Here is a 23,855-nt window from a genome sequence, read left to right on the forward strand (position 1 = left end):
GTTTTTCGAATCATAGTTCCTTTTGATCTATTTTGATCATCTGATGTAAATGAAAAGAATAAATATAGGTAGAACAGCTTTTTTGCGGATATAGGATCTGCATAGCTTCTTGATAGGCGATCAACTGAGACTTATAATCCTCGATAAAAGAACTGGTATCCTCTAATCGATCTGTTTTGAAATCCACAATGATAGTTTCTTTATCATCAATTGCGACGAAGTCCATGAATCCATGTAGGATCTCATGGTCTTTTTTTACCATAAACGCAAGCTCATGATGATGTTCCTTTAGATAAAGCGATTGGTAAAACGCTAGATTACCAAGGTCACAAAGGCATTGATAATCATAGTCTTTTAAGGATATCTGAAGCTCACTTGCACATGTTTGAATATGTTCCATGCTCCAAGGCGGTGTGGATAAAAACTCAATCATTTTATGCATTTTATTACCATAGCTCATTCCGGCTTTACTTTTCGGTTGAAACTTAGGTAAGGCATCTTCTGATTTTAATGTCGTAGCACTTGATAGTTTCCATACCGTGTCTGCTTTGTTATAGATAGGTATGGCTTGATGCTGTTGATACTGTTTTTCAACTGGTATATTGTTCCAGAATTGATGGATTTCCTTAATCGTAAACAAAGGACTAGGATGTGTGAGAAAGCTTTGTAATATCCAACTTGTATAACCACCACGATCGTAAACACCGGACATGGTCAATGGTTTTTTATAGTCTTCAAGTGATTGGATACAATCTACGATGTGCATTTGTTGCTGAGCACGGGTGGTCGCAACATAAAGAATTCTCATTTCTTCTTCAAGTTCTTCTTTATCCTTTTTATGTTCCATAGCGATACGAGGAATCGTTGTTCTTACATATCGTTCAGGAAGATCCATTGCTTTCATTGCAATACCTAAATCTGCATCTGCGATACAAAATTCTTTAAATTCTATTGGTGTCATGCGATCCGTTGACCAAAGAAACACCACAGGGAATTGAAGACCCTTTGATTGATGGATGCTCATGACACGTACGACATCTGCATCACTACCGATAGGGATTGCTTCCGCAGTCTGAGCATCTTTGATTTGCGCTATTCTAGATAGAAAGGATGGGATACCACAGGCATTTTCTTCTTCAAATTGGATTGCTTTTTCATATAAAAGATCTAAATTGGTTTTTTCTTGTATGGTGGTATGAAGGGAATAGTATGAATTGATTTCATATAAAGCATTCAACATTTCACTTAAACGTAATACGTTACGCTGTTTTCTGAGTTCTTCAAAAACTTCAAAGCCATCAAAAGGATGTTCTTGATACCAAGCATAATAAGAGGTCGTTTTCTCTTTCTGAAGTTTGATCCATGCAAGTTCCTCATTTGTTCTCATAAAAAGTGGAGAAAGCATGGTCGCAACAAATGGAATATTTTCATGAGGAGAATATAGACTTTCTAATGCGGATAACATGATTTGCACAGCATTGGACTGATAAAAACCGTATTTGATATCAATAAAATAAGGGATATTCAATTCATCAAAGATACTTTTCATGTCATCTTTACGAGCGTTTCCTCGCACCAATACAACAAAGTCTTTCCATTTCCGTTGTTCTTTTTCCTTAATTTCTAAGATCTGATTGGCAATATAGCTTGCTTTTAGATCATTTTTGGATAGGATGAGATCATTTGCTTCTTTGATTTCATTATGAAATATCGTGTGAAAACAAATCGGTACATTATCTTCTTTTTGTGCAGGTATACCGGTTGCGACATCATCTTGTTCACTGTAACTACAATCAAAACCATCCATATTCATCAATCGCTTGAAAAGTTCATTATTAAATTCTACGATCATTTCTTTAGAACGATAATTATTCGATAAATAAATGACTTCATCATGAATACCTTTTTGATCAATCAAGCCTTTCATAAGTTGTGGCTTTGCATGACGAAATCCATAAATGGATTGCTTGATATCCCCGACACGAAAGACATTGTTTTCTGTGCAGATACGCATGACCAAAGCATTTTGTACATCATTGCTATCCTGAAATTCATCTACCATGATCTGTTTAAAAGTAGAACGATATATCTGAGCGACTGCATGATCATTCACATCTAAAATAGCCAATGCAAAGTGTTCCATATCATCAAAATCAATCTGCTTGTTTTTTTCTTTGATGTGCTCATAATTACGGCGATAATCCTTTGTGATTTCTACAAGTTTTTTTATGATAGGATTTAGTTTCTCAAGGTCCTTGATAAAAGTTTCCTCTCGAAATAAAAGAGCTAATGTACGATCTTCTAAATCGTTGATTTGTTTTCTCACTCTTGCATATTCCTTATCTTCTTTATCAGGAGAGGTTGGTACAATGCCATGACATATTGCAATAAATGCAGTGCGATATGATTCATAGTCTTTGTCTTCTAGAGGCTGTTTTAAGGTAGATAAGGCTCGAAGTTTGGTTTCCAGGACAGCAATTTTTTTAGCTTCCTTAGGATATTTTAAACGATAGATATCATCCATATGATGAAGTGCTTCCTCATAACGTTGCTCTTCTACATAAAGATATTCGAAAAAATGATGATAAATGTCTTGTGGAAGATCTTCCAAATGTCGTATATCGCTATATGCATCATGTAAGGAATTTAGCCAAGCGTCAGGGTCCGGCTTACTGCTTGCCAAAGTTGCCAATTGCATGATCATCGCATGAAGATTTTGTGTATCTTCAGGTCTTGAGGAAAACATTTGACATAGTGTAAGGAAGGTTTCCTCTTGTTTTTGATATTGTAATTGAAGTGCTTTTTTTAATGCTTGACCTTGATATAGGCTCATTGCCCCGTTATCCATAATACTATTTACACGTTCGTGGTCTAACCCTATCATATAATAATACTTTTGTATGATAGATAAACAAAAGGAATGGATGGTTGAGATATAGGCGTTAGAAAGCGAAGAAAGCTGACGAGATAAAAATGCTTTTTCTTGTTCATCACTGCTATTTGCCCAAGCAATCTGAAGTTCTTTGGCAAGTCTTTTTTTCATTTCATTGGCTGCGGCTTCTGTAAATGTCATAGCGAGTATTTCATCTATCGCAATATGATCGTTAAGAACCAGATCCATTAATCTTGCGACCAATACTGTTGTTTTCCCACTACCGGCAGAAGCTGAGACCAGGATATTTTTTTCCTTCGTTTCTATGGCAGCTAACTGTTGTTTATTCCATGTCGGCATCGTGTGCACCTCCTTCCCAATACAAGGTATCATCTAACTCAATCAGAGGTTTTCTTTCCGTATAAAAGCCTTTAAATCTACATATTTCATGATAGCTACAATACAGACAAGCATCTGTATCCGGAGTACAACTGATATTTCCTGATAAAATGCGCTTACCTATCATTTTATATATATCATGGAACCATGAGCAAATGGTTTCATAATTGTAGTATTTCCTTGCTTTTACGATACCGTCTTTATTCATAGATACACCGGTAATATGTGAACCGTTATCATCTAGCATATCAATATCTTTTCGTAATGTCCAACCATTGAGACGATGTGCCTTTAACAGCGTTTCCTCATATTCCTCTTTATCACTTTCTTGAAAGCCGACAGGTCTTCGTTTCATTTTTCCTGCAATATAAGGAATGTTTTGATTTTTCAATGAAATGTAATAAGCACCTAATACGTCCTTTTGCAGTTGTTTTTTTACAACAATAGAGTAGGTTAATAGTTGTAGTTGCAATGCCGCAAATACTTTATCCTCACTAAGTGTTTTACTGCTACTTTTATAGTCTAAAATACAATAGAAATTACCGCTTTCATCTATTCGATCGATATAACCCTTTAACGCAAAGCTAATCCCATTTTCAATCGGAAATTCTTGATGAAATTCGTATTCTTGTAAAGAAGGGTGCATAGCGTTATGGGATTCAAAATCATCTAGTCGTTTTAAAGTTTGGGTAAAGCTAACAAGAAAACGGCGTTTTACTATTTGCATAAAATCAGCATTATTTGGAAAAACCTCTTGAATGGCTTCTACCTCTGCATCCACGATTTCTTCTAAACGATTCATGGTTGCTTTCGTATAGTCTTTTCCTAATTCTTCCACTAAGGTTTCAAGGATGTAATGTGCCATCGTCCCCATATAAGAGGGATCAAAGCCATGTTGCATTGGTTCTCGTAGCGATAATCCATAACGAAGGAAATATGCATAAGGACAATGAATATAACGTTCAATTGCGGATATAGAACCTTTGATATGATGATCTTTGACAAATAAAGCTTTGGCTGTATCAGAAGAAATTGTAAAATCTTGTACGATCATTTCGTAGTTTTCTATCAAAGGTAAGGAGGTTGGATCCATATTCATATATTCTTCGATTTCCAGAGCAGCTTCATTTCCTTTGCCCTCATAACTTCCAAGTGGGAATGTCACAATGAGATGGGAATTGGCTGAAAGTTGTTTTTGACATTGATTGATATAATGCTGATAGCGTTGTTCCATATCCGGTAATAAAGTGTCTTGTAAATAGGTTTCATCGAAGATACCACTTTCACTTGGAAAGGCAGGATAATTTTTTTGCGTTGCACCGAGGATAAAATGATGGCATTTACTTGTAATGATCTGCTTCAAATCCGCTAAGATGACACCTTGTACTTCATGTACACTTTTTGATATAGCGATTTCTTTGATTTCGGGAAGGATAAAGGCAAGATCCTCTTTGGTTTTTAAATAGGGATAACATAAGGAAAGTAGTTCCTGAATCTGTTTTAGTGCCTGTATATCATCAAGAGATGAATGCTTCATACTGTCATGTAAGATATCGATCAACTGTGTGAGCAAAGTAGGTATATTTTCTTCCATCATTTTTGTCAAAGTAGGATAAAGAGCCAACCTACATTCCTCCGCTCGTACTTCTAAGTCTTTTAATTTTTCTACTTCAAGTTCATCTAGAATATGACCAAAAGCATGTAGCGTTTGTAAATGAGTAAATGCTTGATGAACATCACAATCGAATATTTCCATGTATTCTCTGAATTCATCTAGATATTCATGAGCAAATAAACCTGCATCCATACAGGCAAAAAGATCCTCTGAATCATTTGATAAAGAATAAGAAAGCATACTTGCAAATCTTTGAGAAATGATGCTGTTTTTAGATTGCTGAAGCATGGTGTATGGAATGCCATATCGTTGAAATACCTGTTCAACCACAGGTTTATAGTTAGGTGCACAAAGGGTCATTACGATATCAGATGCATCAAGATCATGTGTGATGATATATTGTGCAATAGCCTCACACTCTTGACGCATATTGATGGCATGATAAAATTCTTTTTCTTGATATGGATGATCCATAGCTATGATCGTAGCGCCTTGTTTGATCAGTTGTTCAAATATCTGTTGTTCCTTTAGCGTATAAAAGGAGTCATAAAGATAGACGTTACGACAATCGGATAATTTCGCAAGCACTTCATTTTGTTGATCTTGTGCGCTTTCGATAGGATAAAGAAGAGAGATGATTTCTTTGATTTCGCTTTGTGCTTGTGTATGAGTGGGAAGATCCTTTGGTAGGATATGATAAAATTTCATCTTTTCCATAAAGCTATGGCATTCTTTCAAAAAAGAAGGAGTCAAAGCAATAGATTGATAGGTCTTCATATGCGCTTGCATGGTTTTTATTTTTTCTTTATATAAAAAACAAAGCTCTAATGGATCCTTTGGTTCTTTATGGCTTAAAGATGCCAGATAGGCAGTAGGGGATAATATTTTAATACCAATACAGCCGTTTTGCCCCTCTAATAATGAGGAACGCAAAAAAGGATGTAGGTAACTTGGTGCTATCAAAATAGAAAAGGGAGGCAAGGTTTCTTTGATCATAAAAAAGCTCCTTTCGAATGAATTTATTATATCATACTGAATGAGTCAGCTGTATCGATTTGAAGAAATTGTAAGATTTGGTAATGCTTGATTTCTTATGAGTTTGATCATGTGAAAAGAATGCTTTGATTGTTCATGATAGATGGGAAGGATCCCATAGCTTGTTTTTTTGTATGGAAGGAAAACAGTGGCTTTTATGTCGTATTTCTTTTCAATCTATGATATACTTCAAGAGCAGAATTGGAGTTGATAACATGAAGGATTATTTAGTAAAAGCACTGGCATGTGAGGAACGTGTTCGTATTTATATGTGTACCAGCAAACATTTGATAGAAGATGCTGTAAAACGTTTTGATTTATGGCCAACGAGCGCAGCAGCACTAGGTAGAACCTTATCAGTTGGTAGTTTGATGGGGAGTATGTTGAAGTCTGAACAAGAACAACTTACCATTACGATCAATGGGCATGGACCTATCGGCACGATCATGGTGGATGCATATAGTGATGGTCATGTCAGAGGATTTGTAGGTGATCCCCACATCATGATGCAATATGAGAATGGGCATTTGGCAGTTGGGACAGCAGTAGGTAGTGATGGCTATCTTGAGGTTACGAAGGACTTTCATATGAAAGAGAATTGGAAAGGTACCGTGGCGTTACAAAGTGGTGAGTTAGGAGAAGATTTCGCTTATTATTTTACTGTAAGTGAACAAACACCAAGTGCTGTTTCTGTAGGCGTTTTGGTAAATCCTGATGATACCATTCAATCAGCCGGTGCATTGATCATTCAAATGCTACCAGATGCGAAAGAGGAAGATATTCAAAAGGTAGAAGCGGTATTGGCGAAGCTACCACCAATGAGTGATCTTATGAATCAAAGTGATAGTTTAGAAAACACATTAAAAGAATTGTTCGAGGATGTTAAGATCTTAACGACACAAGAAATTGAATTCCGTTGTGACTGTGATCGCAGTAAGATGAAACGAGTGCTTACTACTTTAAGTAAGGAAGAGCGTCTGGCAATGATAGAAGAGGATCATGGTTGCGAAATTACATGTAATTTTTGCGGAGAAAAATATCATTTTGATGAAGCGGAATTAAGAGATTTAGAAAGGTTTATCGATCAATATGCAAAATAAATGCTGGAATATAGGAAATGTTACCATTGATAATCGTGTTGTTATCGCACCAATGGCCGGTATCAGCAATCCGGCTTTTCGAATGATTTGTAAAGAATTTCAAGCGGGATTGATTTATACTGAAATGGTAAGCGATAAAGCCTTATATTATGATAATGAAAAAACGATCCAAATGACAGATGTAGAAGAAAGTGAGCATCCTTTGACCATGCAAATTTTTGGCCATGATATAGAAACCATGGTTTATGCCGCAAAATTACTGGATACCAAAACTGATTGCGATATCATTGACATCAATATGGGATGTCCTGTTAATAAAATAGTAAAATCAAATGCGGGAAGTGCGCTGATGAAGGATGTTGACCATGCTATTATGATGAGTAAAGCTGTAGTGGATGCTGTGAAGAAACCGGTAACCGTCAAAATGCGAATTGGTTGGGATTTAGATCAGATTACCTGTGTACAGCTTGCGAAAGGATTAGAGTCCATAGGCGTAAGTGCATTGGCAGTACATGGCAGAACAAGAAAACAAATGTATGAAGGTCATGCGGATTGGTCCTATATCAAAAAGGTAAAGGAAGCGGTATCCATTCCTGTTATGGGAAATGGAGATATCAAAAGTGGTGAAGATGCCAAACGTATGATGGATGAAACCGGTTGTGATGCTGTCATGGTAGGTCGAGGTGTCCTGGGTGATCCTTGGTTGATCAAGGAAATCGTTCATTATTTGGATACCGGAGAAACCTTACCACCGGCTAGTATGGAAGAAAAATTCGAAATGGCAAAGCTACATGCAACGAGATTATGTAAATTAAAAGGAGAATATGTCGGTATTCGTGAAATGAGAGGGCATGCGGCATGGTATGTCAAGGGATTGCCTGGCTCTCATAAATTAAAGGATGCATTGACAAAAATCGAAACATATGAAGAGATGCTTTCTATCTTAGAAGCATATGAAAAAGAAGCAGAAGCAAGAGGAAAATAATATGAAGAAACTATATAAAAAGAAAATAAGAATCATCTTAATGACATTCTGTGTGATGTTTTTGGTTACAGCTTGCAAAAGTTCAAAGGATACGGAAAGTGAACCATCTAAAGACTTATTATCCGGTACGATTCAAGCAGAAATTGATGTCAAAGATATGGGGGTCATCAAACTTTCACTTGATGCAGATACGGCACCGATTACGGTTACTAATTTTGTGAAATTGGCCAAAGACGGATTTTATGACGGTTTAACTTTTCATCGTATTATTGATGGATTTATGATTCAAGGTGGCGATCCTAATGGAAATGGAACCGGAGGATCAAATGAAACGATCAAGGGAGAATTTGAAAGTAATGGTGTTGAAAATTCTATCAAACATGTTCGTGGCGTAATATCAATGGCTCGCTCTAAGGCAATGGATAGTGCAAGTTCACAATTCTTTATCATGCAGGCAGATGCTCCTCATTTGGATGGCGATTATGCTGCATTTGGTAAGGTGACAGAAGGTATGGAAATCGTTGACCAGATCTGTAAGGATGCAAAGGGACAGGATAGTAGTGGGACGGTAGCAAAAGAAGATCAACCGATCATTACAACAATCAAAATTATCGAATAAGATTGCTTATGCTTTTGTTTTAATGAACAAAGGCATTTTCATATACTTGAGATATTGTAAAAACTAAGGAAAAACAAATATTCTTGAAAATGAAAAGAAAATGATGTTAGTTGAAGCTTGTGTGTGAAGCAAGGCTCTATGTCAGGATGTATATAAAAGGATGCGATAAGGGAATCGTTTTTATTTATTGTAATTGATTTTTTGTACCATGAAGTAGAAAGCTTTCAGTGCTTTTCTTCAAGAATATGAGAAAAAGGCTTGATTTTTCAAGGTTGTATCCTATATAATCAATATGCAAATATGGCGTTGAAGAGAAAGTATGATAAATGTGGAATCATAGAGAGCATCTGTTGGTGGAAATGATGTAGGAAACTTTGTCAAAAATAAAGACTTGGAGCCTTCCGATAGGACGTTTATTCACGTTACGAATAGACTTATATTAAGTCACTAAGACTGCTTTGGGCAACCAGGTAGTGAATTAGGGTGGTACCACGATCAAGCTCTCGTCCCTATATGGGTAGAGAGCTTTTATTTATGTAAAGGAGTATAAATGATGGAAAAATTGACAGAACAAGAAAAGATTCGTCGTCAGAAAATGCAGGACTTAATCGATATGGGAATTGAGCCATTTGGAACTGCATATCAAAGAACACACAAATCAGGAGAAATTCGTGCAGCATATGAAAACTGTACAAAGGAAGAATTAGTTGAAAAGAATATTGTAGTAAAAATAGCCGGACGTATTATGACAAAACGTCGCCAAGGAAAAGCTGGATTTATGCACATTCAAGATTTGGATGGAAGAATTCAGATTTATGTTCGTAAAGACGTAATCGGAGAAGAGCAATATGAGATTTTCAAGAAATCAGATATTGGTGATATCGTGGGAATCGAAGGTATCGTAATGAAAACAGATCATGGAGAATTATCCATTAAAGCAACTGTTTACACTCATTTAACCAAAGCACTACGACCTTTGCCTGAAAAATTCCATGGATTACAAGATACAGAGGAACGTTTCCGTAGACGTTATGTAGATTTGATCATGAATGATACAAGCAAGAAGGTTGCGTTGATGAGACCGAGAATTATTCGTGCAATCCAGCGTTATTTAGATGGCAAAGGATTGGTAGAGGTGGAAACACCAGTTTTACAACCGATTCTTGGAGGTGCTGCCGCAAGACCGTTTGTGACACATCACAATACTTTGGATATGGATTTTTATATGCGTATCGCAACAGAGTTACCATTAAAGAGATTGATTGTCGGTGGTTTAGAAGGTGTTTATGAGATTGGACGTCTATTCCGTAATGAAGGTATGGATGCTACACATAATCCTGAATTTACAACAGTAGAAGCTTATATGGCTTATTCTGATTTAAATGGTATGATGGATTTAATTGAAGGATTGTTTGATTATGTATCTAAAGAGGTTTTGGGAACTACTGAAATCACTTATAACGATAAAGAAATTTCATTAAAAGCACCATTTAAGCGTCTTCATATGGCAGATGCAATTAAAGAAGCATGTGGTGTGGATTTCTGGCAGGATATGAGCTATGAGGAAGCATGTGCAATCGCTAAGGAACATGAAATCGAAGTAGAGAAAAAGCATAACAGTGTTGGTCATATCATTAATTTATTCTTTGAAAAGTATGTGGAAGAAACATTGATTCAGCCAACTTATATTTATGGTCATCCAACTTCTATTTCACCTCTTGCGAAAAAGAATGCGCAGGATCCTAGATTTGCGGATCGATATGAATTGTTCATTGATGGACATGAGTATGCAAATGCGTTCTCTGAGTTAAATGATCCAATTGATCAAAGAGAGCGTTTTGAAAATCAGTTGAAGCTACGTGATCTTGGTGATGATGAAGCGAATGAAATGGATGTAGATTATGTGGAAGCGTTGGAATATGGTTTGCCTCCTACTGGTGGTGTTGGTTTGGGAATCGATCGTTTTGTGATGTTATTAACAGGACAGACAACAATTAGAGAGGTTTTGCTGTTTCCGCATATGAAGAATAAGTAGAGGTCTGTACAGGTACCATACAGATAGCATACAACTCAAAAATGCCGATAAACAGGGCACTTTTGGATGTATACAGACAGTATACGACGATAGATAAAAATCGCTGATTTTTCCGTAAAAACGCAAAAATGTCGTGAAAAGTCGTAGAAATGTCGTGAAAATTTGATAGGAATGGCCAGTTATTATGAAGAATAATTGGTCATTTTTTATTATATATTTGTTGTCGGAAGGATTAAGTGATATGATTAAGACAAGATTGCAAATTAGAATTTGTAGAGGAGGGATTGATAATGAATGGAAAAGATGTACGTGTAGGTGTAAGCCTGCTGGTTGGTGACATGGAAAACATGGTTCGATTTTATAGAGATACACTAGGTTTTCAAACTCAATGGAATGACGGACCTTTTGCGGATTTTGAAACTGCAAGTGGAGAACTATCCTTATTTATGTATAGCAGGAAAGAATTTGTAAAGGCAATAGGAGAAGATTATGTACTTCCAAAGGGTATCAATCAGACATTTGAAATCGCCCTTTGGCTATCCAATTTTGCTGAGGTGGATTTGGAGTATGAGCGTCTGTCAAAGTTGGGTGTGCAGTTTCCCACAGGAGCACCCATCACTTATCCTTTCGGTATCCGCAACTTTTACGTAGCTGATCCTGAGGGGAATTTGCTTGAAATTGGAAGTACAAGTGAAACATAGGATAGAAACTCTACAAATTCTAGTTATGTAAAGGTAATGAAGTTATAGCAATTACAATAGCTATTGTTTTGAATAGAAAAAAAGAAAGTGGAGGTATTTTATGTTTAATGAAATATGTATATATGAGGCAAAACTGACCAAGTTAGATGAAATTGAAGAACTGATGAAGGAAGTAGCGGAATTTTACTTGGAGCAAGATGGTGTTATTGATGTACACTATATAAAACGTACTCACCGACAAAAAGATTTCAATGCAGTTAAAGAGGGAGAATTACCTGTTCGTCTTACAAGAAATGTAGGTAAGGTGACATATGTCTTGTATTGGGTGCTGGAAAATGAAGAAGTACATGCAAGAGTTGGGAAACTTGGTATAGAAAAATTCTATAAACGTTGGAATAGGTGTTTAACCACAATGCCCAAAATAATCTTGGGTGAGAATATTGTTTGATTTACAAATTTCAGTTTATCGGCTTTAAACATGAGTAATAAAAATTAGAATTTGTATGAATGATAAAGAAAAAATCAAGTATTTTTGTGAAGTGGTAACATCTAATGGTCTCATAAATGAAGTTGAAAATTATGTTTCAACGAATTGTACCACTAGAGTTGGAGAAAAATCATATTATGTAGGTATTGAGGGTATGAAAGAGCATATTACAGCCGTGAGACAAACATATCCAGACTTGAAAATGACAGTAATTCGACAGTATAGTGATGGAGATTATATTATTTCCGAATTTATCGCAGAAGGAACACATAAAGGTGAATGGCTAGGAATGAAACCAACTGGAAAGAAATTAACTTTTACAGGAGTAGATGTAGATAAAGTTATTGATGGGAAAATTGTTGAGCATAGCGGTGCTATGAACACTTTTGAAACATTGTTTGAAGAAGAAATTATCAAACCCGCATAGCAATAAATTGCAGTTTGTAGGATGAAAGCATGACTCAAAGCGAATCATGCTTTTTTTTGAATCATCTATGTTAACTCAAAATGGATTTTATTACAAGAATAGACTTTGTATAGATAAGAGGTCTATAATGGAAGAAAGAAGGAGGGAGAAGAATCATGAGAAAACTACTTACTATGCTTACAATAGCATTCATGCTTGTGGGGTGTGCCTCATCAAATGATGCTGAAAAAACTGCAGGAAAGAAGGCTGATTCAGATATCAAAGTTGAGGAAAAGGATAAGGAATCAAAGGATGAAAAAGAGAAGGCAGATAATGAGAATAAGGATATCTCCAATGTAGATGATAAAAAGGAAGAGACGGTAAAGAAGAACTCAGAAACAAAAAGTACGGGCAACAATAGCTCAACTTCTAAGGATGACAGTAAAAATTCACAAAGCACATCAGGAAAAGGTGAAACAAGCAATAAGCAAGATAGGCCAAGCTCAGGTTCATCAAACGCAGCTAAACCAAGTCAACCAAGTGATACTACTAAGCCAACAAAGCCTGTTGAAACTCCTCCGCCAGTAGAAGAAGAACCTGCACCACCAATTAATCAGCAGGCAAAGGCAGATCAGGTATTTGCACAAATCAACGCATACAGACAACAAAACGGATTAGCACCATTTACATATTCAAATGATTTGAAAAGTAGGTGTGACTCGCATGCACAAGCAATGGCAAATGCAGAGGCACTATGGCACAGTGGAAATGGTGCTGAATGCATAACTAACTATGATGATCCTTTCTCTGCATGGGTGAATTCTCCTGCACATAGAGATTTATTATTAAGTAATGGAACAGAAGCAGCAGTAGGAATATATTTTTACAACGATTATTATTATTCAGTATTTCAAACAAGGTGGTAAATAGGCACGATCTGAGATGGTCGTGTTTTTTTATGGAAAGGAGTACAAAAAATGAATTACTATAAGGTAGGTTTCTTTTAGGGCAGTAATGCCCTAAATTTAAAAAGTGAATGAAACAGCGTATGGACATGAGGTCATTATATACCTTGTGTCCTTTTTTATTAGGAGGAAAATACGATGAAAGACAAAATAAAAAAAGTAATACATAAGGTGCTGTTGACAGTAGCGACCATATTCATCACTCTATCAACCATATTTAGTTCTACGCCTTTGCAGGTTCATGCGGCTGAAGAGAAAGTATACTTCGAAGTGAATAAGGCACAAGAAGTATTAAATGAAGCCAAAAAGCATCTTGGAAAACCATATGTATGGGGTGCTGCTGGACCGAATAGCTTTGACTGCTCTGGATATGTTTCTTATGTGTTTAAACAGGTTGGATTGAAGTTCAATGCTGATCGTTTTACAACTTACTCGATTGAAAGTTACCTAGATGGATTAGGAATAACAAGCTATACCTATAACACGAATGAGGCAAATCCCAAAAATGCCAAAGCAGGCGATATTATCTTATATTATGATAATACTGGAGATGCCCTCCATATGGGAATCTATATGGGAAATGGGAAAGTCATTCACTGTGCTGCAGAAATGCCATCTGGCCCTCAACAGCAAGTAATGATAAGTGATGCTGATGCGCTAGGAAGCAAACATGGGACAAGCATTGTGAAATACAAAGCATACCGAGTGTTTCCGGATAAAGGTGGCGTGAGATTAAAGAAAACAGATGAATTTGGAAATGCATTGGCTGGTGTGAAGTTTAAGATAACACTTCCTAACGGATCATCAAGAACAGTAACAACAAATGCAAATGGTATCTGGGATTCAGAAATAGAAAATGTGCCTTTAGATACAGGAACATATCAATATCAAGAAATATCAACAATAGAGGGATATTTATTAGACAGCACAGTAAGGTCATTCACCATTACTGCAGGTGTCAAAGCGAATGAGAATGTAAAAGTCGTTACAAACAAAGAGCCAAGTGCTGAGATCAATGTCATCAAGACGAATACCAATGGCGATCGGGTAGCGAATACAGTGTTCAATGTTTATGCTGATGAGAATATAACAAATAGAGCAGGTTCTAAAGTGTATTATCCAAAGGATCAGCTCGTTTCCACATTGACAACTTCTTCATCAGGAGAAGCCTCTGTTAAAGTACCGTTGGGAAGATATCGCATTGTTGAATATCAAGTACCATCAGGATATATTCTCAATACACAAGTACACACAGTGACACTTGCATATAAGGATCAGAAAACTTCTGTTGTTTCTTCCTCAACGACCATCGTAAATGAAGATCAGAAGGGGAAAATTACCTTAAAGAAATCTTTTGATACATCACAAACGGATGGAAAGTATGGAGATGCGTACTTACAGGATAACCAGTATGCTCTAATCGCAAAGGAGCAGATCATGAATGCTGCTGGTACTGTGAAGTATTATGATAAAGATCAGATTGTTTCCTACCAGAAGACAGATTCATCAGGAAATATCATGTGGGATAATCTACCTTTAGGAAATTACAGTATTCAAGAAACGGATACAAATGGCAGTCTGCAGCTTAATTCAGGAAGTATAAATGTTTCTTTGACTTATGCAGGTCAAACAGTTTCTAAAGCTGTAGTGAACAAAACAACATCAGATAAACCAAATATGCAGAAAATTCAGATATTCAAATCAGGAATTGACGGTACCTCTGGTGTATATGATGGACTGGCAGGAGTAGAATTCACATTTAAACTGAAATCAGAAGTGGATAAAAAGGGATGGGATTCAGCAACGGTCTATGATGTTATTACAACAGACAGAAAAGGCAATGCGACCACTAAATATCTGCCTTATGGTGTGTATCTGGTAAGAGAAACAAAGACTCCAGCAGATCGTACACCGGCACCAGATTTCACTGTGTCCATCAGCAAGAACTATACCATGTACGATAAGGATGATCAGATTAAAAAGATCAATGTGAACAATGCGCCTTTATCTGCACAGGTACGTCTTGTGAAAGAAGATTATGATACAGGAAAAGCAGTCACATTAAATAGTGCCAGTTTCAAAATCAAGGATGAAAAAGGTAACTATATTGTTCAGAAGCTAGGTGGAATCAAGATTGATACCTTTACAACAAACAGCAAGAATCAGATTGTTTCCATCTTCGGAAAACAGGGAGAAGTTACGCTGCCTTTAAAACTACAATCTGGAAACTACACGATTGAAGAAATCAAACTTCCGGAAGGCTTCCTTGAACTTGAAAAACCAATTACGTTCAAGATAGAAAACATCAGGGATATGGACAAGGATGAGGATCAGGAACCCATTATCACTGTCAAAGTCAAAAACAGACAGCCAAAAGGTGAGCTGACGATTGAGAAATCAGACAAAGATACTGGAGCTCCACTGGAGAATGTTGAGTATAGCTTAACTGCTAAAAAGGACATTATCAGCATGATTGATGGTTCTACTCTTTTCAAAGCCGGTGAGATTGTATATGAAGGCGAGACAGATGCAAAAGGTACGATCGTTGTGAAAAACATCAATATGGGTGAATATCTATTGAGAGAAAAGCTGACAGTAGAAGGCTATATACTTTCAGAAGAAACACATGAGGTCACCTTTACAAAAAAGGATAACACAACGAAACTTTACAAGATTGGTGTCAATGTTACTAATATAGCACCAAAAGGAGAAATCCATTTAGTTAAGACAGATAAAGCCACATCAGAATATTTGAGTGGTGTTATTTATCAGTTGACTGCTAAAGAAGATATTGTCAGTCTTGATGGTAGAAATACTGTTCTTTATAAAGCTGGTGATCCTGTATCTGTTGATATTTCAGAAGAAGGCAGATATATGACGAATGAGAAAGGTGAAATCAATATCGCTAATCTTCCTCTTGGAAATTATGAGCTTAGAGAAGTTGAAACATTGGAAGGATACTGTGTAGATACAACGGTTTATGATATCGACTTAAGCTATGATCATAGTGAGAAAACATTGTATAGGAAAGATCTTGCAGTGACCAATATTGCCCCAAAAGGAGAAATTCATCTAGTCAAAACAGATAAGGATACCTCTGAAAATTTAAGTGGAGTCATTTATCAGTTAACTGCAAAGGAAGATATTGTGAGCTTGGATGGCAGAAACACTGTTCTTTATAAAGCAGGTGCTCCTGTATCAGTTGATATCTCAGAAGATGGAAGATACATGACGAATGAAAAGGGTGAAATCAATATTGCTGGTCTTCCATTAGGAAACTATGAATTAAAAGAAATTCAGGCGTTGGATGGATACTATGTGGATACAACGGTTTATGACATAGACCTGAGCTATGATCATAGTGATAAAACCTTGTATACTGAATCCCTAGCTGTGACAAATATGAAAACAGTCACTGAAATTTCAAAAGTGGATGCAACGGATGAGAAAGAACTGGAAGGCGCAAAGCTATCTCTGTTTGATAAAGAAGACAACCTTATTGAAGAATGGGAATCAGGAATAGAACCGCATATCATTCGAGGCTTATTGATCGGTATGGAATATCGCTTGCATGAGAATCTTGCACCGTTAGGATATGCAACAGCTTCTGATGTTACTTTCACAGTTGATGCTTCAGGAGAAACAACAAAAGTTGTGATGAAGGATGAAATAACAAAAACAGAAATACTGAAGGTGGATGCTGAAACGAAGAAATCATTAGCTGGTGCTGAATTGAAAGTGTTAGAAAAAGAAAGTGGAAAGGTCATTGATGAATGGACAAGCAGTGAAGAAATGCATTCTATTACTGGTTTACATGTAGGCGAGTCTTATGTTCTTCATGAGGAAAAATCACCTTCAGGATATCATAAAGCTAAGGATGTTGAGTTCACAGTAGCCGACAGTGGAGAAATTCTGAAAGTAGAGATGAGTGATCGTATCACAAAAATCACTGTGGAAAAACAAGATGCAGAAACTGGAGAAGCACTGGAAGGTGCTGTTCTATCCATCGTGGATAAAGAAACAGGGAAAGTAGTAGATACATGGAAATCTGGCAAGGAGCTGCATGAAATCAAAGGACTTGTTGTTGGAAAGACTTATATCTTAAAAGAGATCAGTGCACCATCCCATTATGAAAAAGCAGCGGATATTGAGTTCATAGTTAAAGAGGATGTAGATGTTCAGGAGTTGATCATGAAGGATAAGAAAACACCGCTTACAACAGTAAAGACAGGAGATGAAACCAAGGTGATACCATTAATTGCTGTGTTCCTTGGAGCAGGGATTGCAGCATTTGTATTGTTTAAAAAAGCTAAAAAAGAATAGATGCTGTGTTCAATATGGAAGGAGGTGATCATGTGTATATGAACGCAATGAAATTTATTTAGAAAATGAAAATTAAGAGGAGGTGAGAGCCTATTGAACAGCATTATCAGCTGGGTTGGTGGAAAGAAAGCATTACGTGATCTCATTTATACCAGATTCCCAGAAAATTATGATCGTTATATTGAAGTATTCGGAGGAGGAGGGTGGGTGCTATTTGGCAAGCCGCCAGATAAATTTGAAGTATACAATGACTTCAATCATAACCTAACGAATATGTTTGCGGTCATAAGGGATCAGCCACTGGCATTTATTGAAGAATTGGGATATCTACCAGAGAATGGACGATATATATTCAACTTATATAAAGACATTATCTCAAAACAGAGAATAGAAGATAAATATCTGCAGGATGAGATGAATCGTGTTCATGTGTATTTTACTGAACTGCAGGCAAATGAAATTATTGAAATCATGAGAAAGGAGCGTATTGAGAAACAGGATATAAAACTAGCTGTGGCTTTTTTTAAGTTGATCAGATATTCCTATGGATCAGGCTGTAAGACATATGGATGCCGTCCTTACGATGTAAGAAAAGCATTTCATATGGTTTGGGATGTTTCAGATCGACTTGTGAATACAATTATTGAAAATAAAGATTTTGAGGCATTGATCTGTCAGTACGACCGACCGAATGCCTTTTTTTATTGTGATCCTCCATATTATGAAACAGAAGGAATGTATGAGGTTCTGTTTACGAAAGAGGATCATATTCGCTTAAGGGATGCCCTTGCGAACATACAAGGGAGCTTTCTCTTGTCATATAACGATTGTGAATTTATTCGGGATATCTATAAAGATTTTTATATAGAAAGCTGTACTCGTGTAAATAATATGGCGCTGCGATATGACAATGAAGCAGAATTCCCTGAAGTATTGATTTCAAATTACGATGCGACAAAAAGAACTAAGTTGAGAAAGCAGTTAGGCTTGTTCGATTTAGATGTATCAGGAGAGGAAGAAGAAAATGAAAACAATGACAATTAAGATTGAAATGAATAATACGATTCAGCTGCCTGCACAAATGATAAAGCAACTGCAATTACAGGAAGGAGATGATATTGTAATCGAATATGATCCACAGAATCTTGCTAGAAGATGTTTTGTTATCCAAGAAGATTCAGAAGATCGCATGACGAAAGAAGACTATTTTTGTATTCCGATGAGATTATTCAAGAGTGCAGGGCTGATCAATCAGGATTTACAAGTGATTCTTGGTGATGAAGAACTGACGGTGACGACATCAGCTAATATCATCAAGGTGCTTCCAACAGAATATATTGAAGCACTCCTTGAGCAGCAGGTCGATATGAATCGGATCGCTGATTGTGTAGCAGAAAGGATCAATGAAAATGTGCTCGAATCAGAAGAAGAGTCAATATAAGATTCTGGATCATCAGGGACGTATATCAATCCCTCAGGAAATAAGAGAAAAGGCAGATATACATAAAGGAGATATCGTTGAGATCAAAAACAACCGCAATGGTGTTCAGATTTCAAAACTGGATATCGTAAAGCTCAATGATGAATCTATAGAATCACTAAGAAACATGGTCATTTCATCTGCAAGGAAGCTGGATAAGAAGTCACTTCTTACCTTAGCGAAGAAGCTTGTAGAAATGGCAGAAAGAACGGAGGAATATAATGAGTAGAATATTAAAGGATAAAAGAGTGAGGCTTCTGTTAATTATGATATTTCTGCTGCTGGCATTTGTGGTTTTCATGAAGCCATGCTATGCAGCAGGAGATGTATCAGGAGCGATTGAAAGCGCATGGGGCAGTGCAAAAGGACAGATAAAAAGCGTTGTCAACAATGTCGTATTCCCGGTAATCGACCTTGTATTGGCGGTGTTTTTCTTTGTTAAATTAGGCACAGCCTACTTTGATTACAGGAAAGCTGGGCAGTTTGAATGGACTGCTCCAGCAGTTCTGTTCGCCTGCCTTTGCTTCACTTTAACAGCACCAAATTATATTTGGTCGATTCTGTAGGAGGCATGATGTTATGTTTCTATGGAACTTCGTCGCAGACAAGGTGCTGGGTGGGATTATTGATTGGATCTATGAAAAGATCCTAGATGCATTAGGTGAATTTTTTGGTCTGATGGGAAATATGGGAGCAGAAATATTCAATTATAACTGGGTGAAATCCATTGTTGAAATCATGCGCCTTTTTGGATGGACACTGTTTGTGGTAGGATTGGTAGTTGCTGCCTTTGAATGTGCTTTGGAATATCAGGGCGGAAGAGGAAGCGTCAAGGATACGGCTTTGAATTATATTAAGGGGTTCATGGCTGTATCCCTTTTTACGATTGTTCCTATTAGTCTGTTCAAATTTTGTATCACCTTGCAGGTGCAGCTTACATCCGGATTATCAACATTGGTAGGTACAGACTCAATAGGTGATACTGCAAAAATGTCACTAGGATTTGTAACGGATATGGGATTGAGTGCACTGCTGGCAATCCTGATCCTCATTATGATGGGGTATGCCATTATCAAGATATTCTTTGCGAATCTAAAACGTGGCGGTATTTTATTGATTACTGTAGCAGTTGGCTCCTTGTATATGTTTTCTATTCCAAGAGGCTATACAGATGGATTTATCCAGTGGTGCAAGCAGATTATAGGTATTTGTCTAACTGCCTTTTTACAGGCAGTCATGCTGATTGCAGGACTTGGTGTGATGAAAGAAAACTGCTTGTTAGGGTTGGGACTGATTCTAAGTGCAGGAGAAATACCTAGAATAGCGGGACAGTTTGGAATGGATACAAGCACAAAGGCAAATTTAATGAGTACGATCTATGCAGCTCAGGCTGCTATGTCAATCACAAGAACAGTTGCAGGGGCGGTGAAATAAGATGCAAAGAAAATATAAGGCTTATATAAACACTATAAACTTCTCCATTGAATTAGAGGGAAAAGAACTTAGTACGTTCGTGTCTCATTTTGGAAAATTTGGAGATATTCAGGTTTATGATCAACAAAAGAATGAATGCATTCTGAATACAAAAGGTGTTATTCTTGATAGCTTCTATCCAGATATGTGCAATAGAGAAATGGCACAAAAAAGAGCTGGACATCTTACATACCTATTTGAAGATTTCAAATATCAAAAGAATTTGAAGTACCCAAGAGGAAGACTAAGATCTATATTTAAAGAAATGAGTCATCAATTATCTGAAATGAGTATGATGGAGAATCCGGTTACTGTGTGTAATCGTTGCCTTCATAAGGTCTATCCATCCTGCTTAGAGCAATACGACTATCAGTGCTTTGTACATGATGAAGACCTGTTCGAATTAGAAACTCATAAAATGGATAAGGTTGCATACTTGGATATGATGGCATTGAGAATTGGATGTCCCAGAGATCAGATTGAGGAACTGCATTGTGCATATGATGCTTATATATCAAAGGCATATCTTCATGATGCACCTGTAGAAAGTCCACTGACATTAGAGGAGTTTTATGAGGAACGTAAGCCAATACAGGAACCCACCCGCACAATGGCTTTGAAATTTTAAAGGAGGATGACACATGTATATGTATCCGGATAATCTGAAAGGAAAGCCAACCTTATGGCTCTGGTATCTAAGTGATATCGGCATCATAGGAATTGGTGCTATCTTTTCAGTCATGGCAATCACACAGGCGAATTTTTATCTCCCTGTAGCACTGGTTGCCTGTTATGCATTTTTAACCATCCGTTATCAGGACACAAGCATTTTTGATTTTCTCAAATATGCCTGTGCCTTTTTTATGATTAGCCAGCAGTATTTTCACTGGTCATTATCCACAGATGATGTGCAGATGACAGATACTGCTGCGAAAGGAGGACATCGATGAAAAAGAAAAAGAAGAAAAAACAATCCACAAGAGAATTAGTAAACACAAAGACGATCACAGACTACAGCCTGCAGCAGTATGGCGGAGATGAGATAGTCTTTTTTTTGATGGAACCGCAGAATCTCTCTGTTATGAGTAAGGAGAACATAGGAAGTAAGATCTTTGCTTTGACGAATGTGTTAAAAGGGATGGCTGATCTGGAAATGATCTGCCTGAACAGCCGAGATAACTTCGAGGAGAATAAGACATTCCTAAAAAAACGTATGGAAACAGAGGAGAATGAAAAAATCAGGCAGCTGTTGAAAAAGGATCTGCTCCATCTGGATAAGATACAGATCCAGACAGCAACCGCTCGTTTATTCCTACTGGCTGTTCGTATCAAGCCCAATGATCAGGTAGAGATCATGCAGCTGATCCATCGGATTGAAAAGCTCATCAAGCTTCAGAATCTGACAGTGAAGCGGGCAGCTAAGGATGATCTAAAAAGTATGCTGGCTGTTTACTTTGAACAGAATGTGACAACAGATCGATTTGAGGACGTAGATGGAGAGAGGTGGTATGAAGATGAGACTGTTTAAAAAGAAGCCGGTGATCAGTGAAGAAGAGGTGCATGTTCAGGAGTTCCTCGATATGGTCTCTCCCTCTGTCATACGGTTTTACAGTGAGTATTTCATATGTGGAAATACCTATCGCTGTGTATGGGCATTAAGAGAATATCCAACAGCAACCGAGGAACAGGCACTGTTGCGATACCTTGGAGAAAAGGATGGTCTGACATTACATGTTTATGCAAGGCAGGTCACACCGGCAGAGGAGAAAAAGATCATTGGTAATGCGGCAAACAAGAACCGTATGAAACAGGGAAATACGCAGGATCTACAGGAATCTATTACAGCACAAAGCAATCTGCAGGATGTGATGGATCTGATTGCGAACATGCATCGATCAAGAGAACCGCTGGTGCATTGTGCTGTTTATCTGGAACTGATGGCTGCTGATTATGAGGCATTGAAGCTGCTGCAGACAGAAACACTCACTGAGCTTGTGCGAAGCAAGCTGAATGTTGACCGATTGATCCTGCGTCAGAAAGAAGGCTTCCATGCAGTGATGCCAAGTGGAAGAGATATGTTCAAGGAACAGTTTGAACGCGTGCTGCCGGCAACCAGTGTGGCAAATCTGTTCCCATTTAATTATTCAGGAAAGACCGATCCGCATGGCATCTATCTTGGTGCTGACAAATTCGGATCAAATATCATCGTTGATTTTAATAAACGAAGTGACGATAAGACAAATGCCAACATCCTGGTATTAGGAAATTCTGGACAGGGGAAATCCTATCTTCTGAAGCTCATTCTCTGTAATTTGCGTGAACAGGGCTATAACCTGATTACCCTAGATCCAGAGCAGGAATATGAGGAATTAACCAAAAACCTTGGCGGAACTTATATTGATATGATGTCAGGTAGATACATCATCAATGTTCTGGAACCGAAGCAATGGGCAACAGAGGATGTGGAGGATGAAGCTGATAATGTGCCGAAGGCTTTCACAGAATCGACGATATTATCACAGCATATCTCATTCCTAAAGGACTTTTTCAAGACATACAAAGACTTTACTGATGAGCAGCTGGATACTTTAGAACTTATGCTGATCAAACTCTATGGTCATTTTGATATTACAGAAAAGACGGATACCAGAAAGCTGAAGCATGAAGATTTTCCAACACTGGCGGATCTCTATGACTATATCGATGAAGAATTCAAGCATTTTAAGAACGACAGCAATCGCATCTTTAAGCGAGAAACACTGCGTGAAATCCTTCTGCTTTTACATTCCATCTGTTTGGGAAGTGACAGTAAGTTCTTCAATGGACATACGAATATCACCAGCAATAAGTGTTTAACATTTGGTGTCAAAGAACTTCTGCAGGCAAACAAATCCCTCCGTAATGCATTGCTTTTCAATATTCTGTCTTTCATGTCCAATGAGCTGCTGGCACATGGCTATACGATCGCTTCTATTGATGAGCTCTATCTGTTTTTAACGAACATGACAGCAGTGGAGTACATACGAAATTTTATGAAGCGTGTTCGCAAGAAAGAGAGTGCGGTGATTCTGGCTTCACAGAATCTTGAGGACTTTAACATTGAAGGAATACGAGAACTGACAAAACCGCTGTTTTCCATACCAACGCATACCTTTCTGTTCAATGCAGGAAATACGGCAGCTCAATTTTATATTGATACGCTGCAGCTGGAGGAAAGTGAATTTGATCTGATCAAATATCCACAGCGTGGTGTGTGCTTATACAAGTGCGGGAATGAACGATACAATCTTGCAGTCCATGCACCTGAATACAAGGAAAAGCTGTTTGGTAAAAAAGGAGGAAGATGATGGAGGTAAACGG

20 protein-coding genes are annotated in these 23,855 nt (G+C 37.4%); 18 read left to right on the forward strand and 2 right to left on the reverse strand.

The window, feature by feature from the left end; all coding sequences use genetic code 11:
* Positions 1-10 precede the first annotated feature (10 nt).
* Together UGRO018_RS05335 and UGRO018_RS05340 are read right to left on the reverse strand one after the other, a co-directional pair.
* On the reverse strand, positions 11-3,232 hold the full coding sequence (locus UGRO018_RS05335) for a UvrD-helicase domain-containing protein (RefSeq protein ID WP_416325428.1): 3,222 nt from the start codon (positions 3,230-3,232) through the stop codon (positions 11-13).
* Positions 3,216-5,882 (reverse strand): PD-(D/E)XK nuclease family protein, encoded by a 2,667-nt coding sequence (locus UGRO018_RS05340; RefSeq protein WP_416325429.1) that lies wholly within the window; start codon positions 5,880-5,882, stop codon positions 3,216-3,218. The genes UGRO018_RS05335 and UGRO018_RS05340 overlap by 17 nt, the downstream gene beginning before the upstream one ends.
* A 254-nt stretch (positions 5,883-6,136) precedes the next feature.
* Between UGRO018_RS05340 and hslO the strand changes: the two genes are divergently transcribed.
* The 18 genes from hslO to UGRO018_RS05430 all read left to right on the forward strand — a co-directional run bounded on the left by hslO (position 6,137) and on the right by UGRO018_RS05430 (position 23,842).
* Entirely contained in the window at positions 6,137-7,021 is an 885-nt protein-coding gene (gene hslO / locus UGRO018_RS05345) for an Hsp33 family molecular chaperone HslO (protein WP_416325430.1), read from the forward strand.
* Positions 7,011-8,006, forward strand: coding sequence for a tRNA dihydrouridine synthase DusB (dusB, locus tag UGRO018_RS05350; protein WP_416325431.1), 996 nt, complete (start codon positions 7,011-7,013; stop codon positions 8,004-8,006). Before hslO ends, dusB begins: the two co-directional genes overlap by 11 nt.
* 1 nt (position 8,007) lies before the next feature.
* Positions 8,008-8,625 carry a peptidylprolyl isomerase gene (locus UGRO018_RS05355; RefSeq protein WP_416325432.1) on the forward strand — a complete coding sequence of 206 codons (618 nt, stop codon included), beginning with the start codon at positions 8,008-8,010 and terminating at the stop codon, positions 8,623-8,625.
* A 553-nt stretch (positions 8,626-9,178) separates the two neighbouring features.
* A complete protein-coding gene (gene lysS / locus UGRO018_RS05360) occupies positions 9,179-10,660 on the forward strand; it encodes a lysine--tRNA ligase (protein ID WP_416325433.1) in 1,482 nt (493 codons plus the stop codon).
* A gap of 290 nt (positions 10,661-10,950) precedes the next feature.
* Positions 10,951-11,361, forward strand: a complete 411-nt coding sequence (locus UGRO018_RS05365; protein WP_416325434.1) for a VOC family protein — start codon at positions 10,951-10,953, stop codon at positions 11,359-11,361.
* 100 nt (positions 11,362-11,461) lie between these two features.
* Positions 11,462-11,809, forward strand: coding sequence for a hypothetical protein (locus UGRO018_RS05370; protein ID WP_416325435.1), 348 nt, complete (start codon positions 11,462-11,464; stop codon positions 11,807-11,809).
* Between the two features lie 55 nt (positions 11,810-11,864).
* Positions 11,865-12,275 (forward strand): ester cyclase, encoded by a 411-nt coding sequence (locus UGRO018_RS05375; RefSeq protein ID WP_416325436.1) that lies wholly within the window; start codon positions 11,865-11,867, stop codon positions 12,273-12,275.
* Positions 12,276-12,430: 155 nt separating this feature from the next.
* Positions 12,431-13,180 carry a CAP domain-containing protein gene (locus UGRO018_RS05380; protein WP_416325437.1) on the forward strand — a complete coding sequence of 250 codons (750 nt, stop codon included), beginning with the start codon at positions 12,431-12,433 and terminating at the stop codon, positions 13,178-13,180.
* A 177-nt stretch (positions 13,181-13,357) separates the two neighbouring features.
* Positions 13,358-17,542, forward strand: coding sequence for a SpaA isopeptide-forming pilin-related protein (locus UGRO018_RS05385; RefSeq protein ID WP_416325438.1), 4,185 nt, complete (start codon positions 13,358-13,360; stop codon positions 17,540-17,542).
* Positions 17,543-17,635: 93 nt separating this feature from the next.
* Positions 17,636-18,586: a DNA adenine methylase gene (locus UGRO018_RS05390; RefSeq protein ID WP_416325439.1), complete on the forward strand. Its 951-nt coding sequence runs from the start codon at positions 17,636-17,638 to the stop codon at positions 18,584-18,586.
* On the forward strand, positions 18,567-18,983 hold the full coding sequence (locus UGRO018_RS05395) for a hypothetical protein (RefSeq protein ID WP_416325440.1): 417 nt from the start codon (positions 18,567-18,569) through the stop codon (positions 18,981-18,983). Before UGRO018_RS05390 ends, UGRO018_RS05395 begins: the two co-directional genes overlap by 20 nt.
* On the forward strand, positions 18,952-19,251 hold the full coding sequence (locus UGRO018_RS05400) for an AbrB/MazE/SpoVT family DNA-binding domain-containing protein (protein WP_416325441.1): 300 nt from the start codon (positions 18,952-18,954) through the stop codon (positions 19,249-19,251). Before UGRO018_RS05395 ends, UGRO018_RS05400 begins: the two co-directional genes overlap by 32 nt.
* Positions 19,244-19,588, forward strand: coding sequence for a DUF3852 domain-containing protein (locus tag UGRO018_RS05405; protein ID WP_416325442.1), 345 nt, complete (start codon positions 19,244-19,246; stop codon positions 19,586-19,588). The genes UGRO018_RS05400 and UGRO018_RS05405 overlap by 8 nt, the downstream gene beginning before the upstream one ends.
* A gap of 13 nt (positions 19,589-19,601) precedes the next feature.
* Positions 19,602-20,456 carry a conjugal transfer protein TrbL family protein gene (locus UGRO018_RS05410; RefSeq protein WP_416325443.1) on the forward strand — a complete coding sequence of 285 codons (855 nt, stop codon included), beginning with the start codon at positions 19,602-19,604 and terminating at the stop codon, positions 20,454-20,456.
* A gap of 1 nt (position 20,457) precedes the next feature.
* Positions 20,458-21,123: a hypothetical protein gene (locus tag UGRO018_RS05415; RefSeq protein WP_416325444.1), complete on the forward strand. Its 666-nt coding sequence runs from the start codon at positions 20,458-20,460 to the stop codon at positions 21,121-21,123.
* Between the two features lie 13 nt (positions 21,124-21,136).
* A complete protein-coding gene (locus UGRO018_RS05420) occupies positions 21,137-21,445 on the forward strand; it encodes a hypothetical protein (RefSeq protein WP_416325445.1) in 309 nt (102 codons plus the stop codon).
* The gene (locus UGRO018_RS05425) at positions 21,442-22,023 is read left to right on the forward strand and encodes a hypothetical protein (RefSeq protein ID WP_416325446.1); all 582 of its coding nucleotides are present in this window, start codon (positions 21,442-21,444) and stop codon (positions 22,021-22,023) included. The genes UGRO018_RS05420 and UGRO018_RS05425 overlap by 4 nt, the downstream gene beginning before the upstream one ends.
* The gene (locus UGRO018_RS05430; RefSeq protein ID WP_416325447.1) at positions 22,010-23,842 is read left to right on the forward strand and encodes a VirB4 family type IV secretion system protein; all 1,833 of its coding nucleotides are present in this window, start codon (positions 22,010-22,012) and stop codon (positions 23,840-23,842) included. Before UGRO018_RS05425 ends, UGRO018_RS05430 begins: the two co-directional genes overlap by 14 nt.
* The last annotated feature ends 13 nt before the right edge of the window (positions 23,843-23,855 follow it).

Source organism: Hoskinsella mucinilytica (assembly GCF_045223415.1).
In the GTDB taxonomy this organism is placed as follows: Bacteria; Bacillota_I; Bacilli_A; order Erysipelotrichales; family Erysipelotrichaceae; genus Hoskinsella; species Hoskinsella mucinilytica.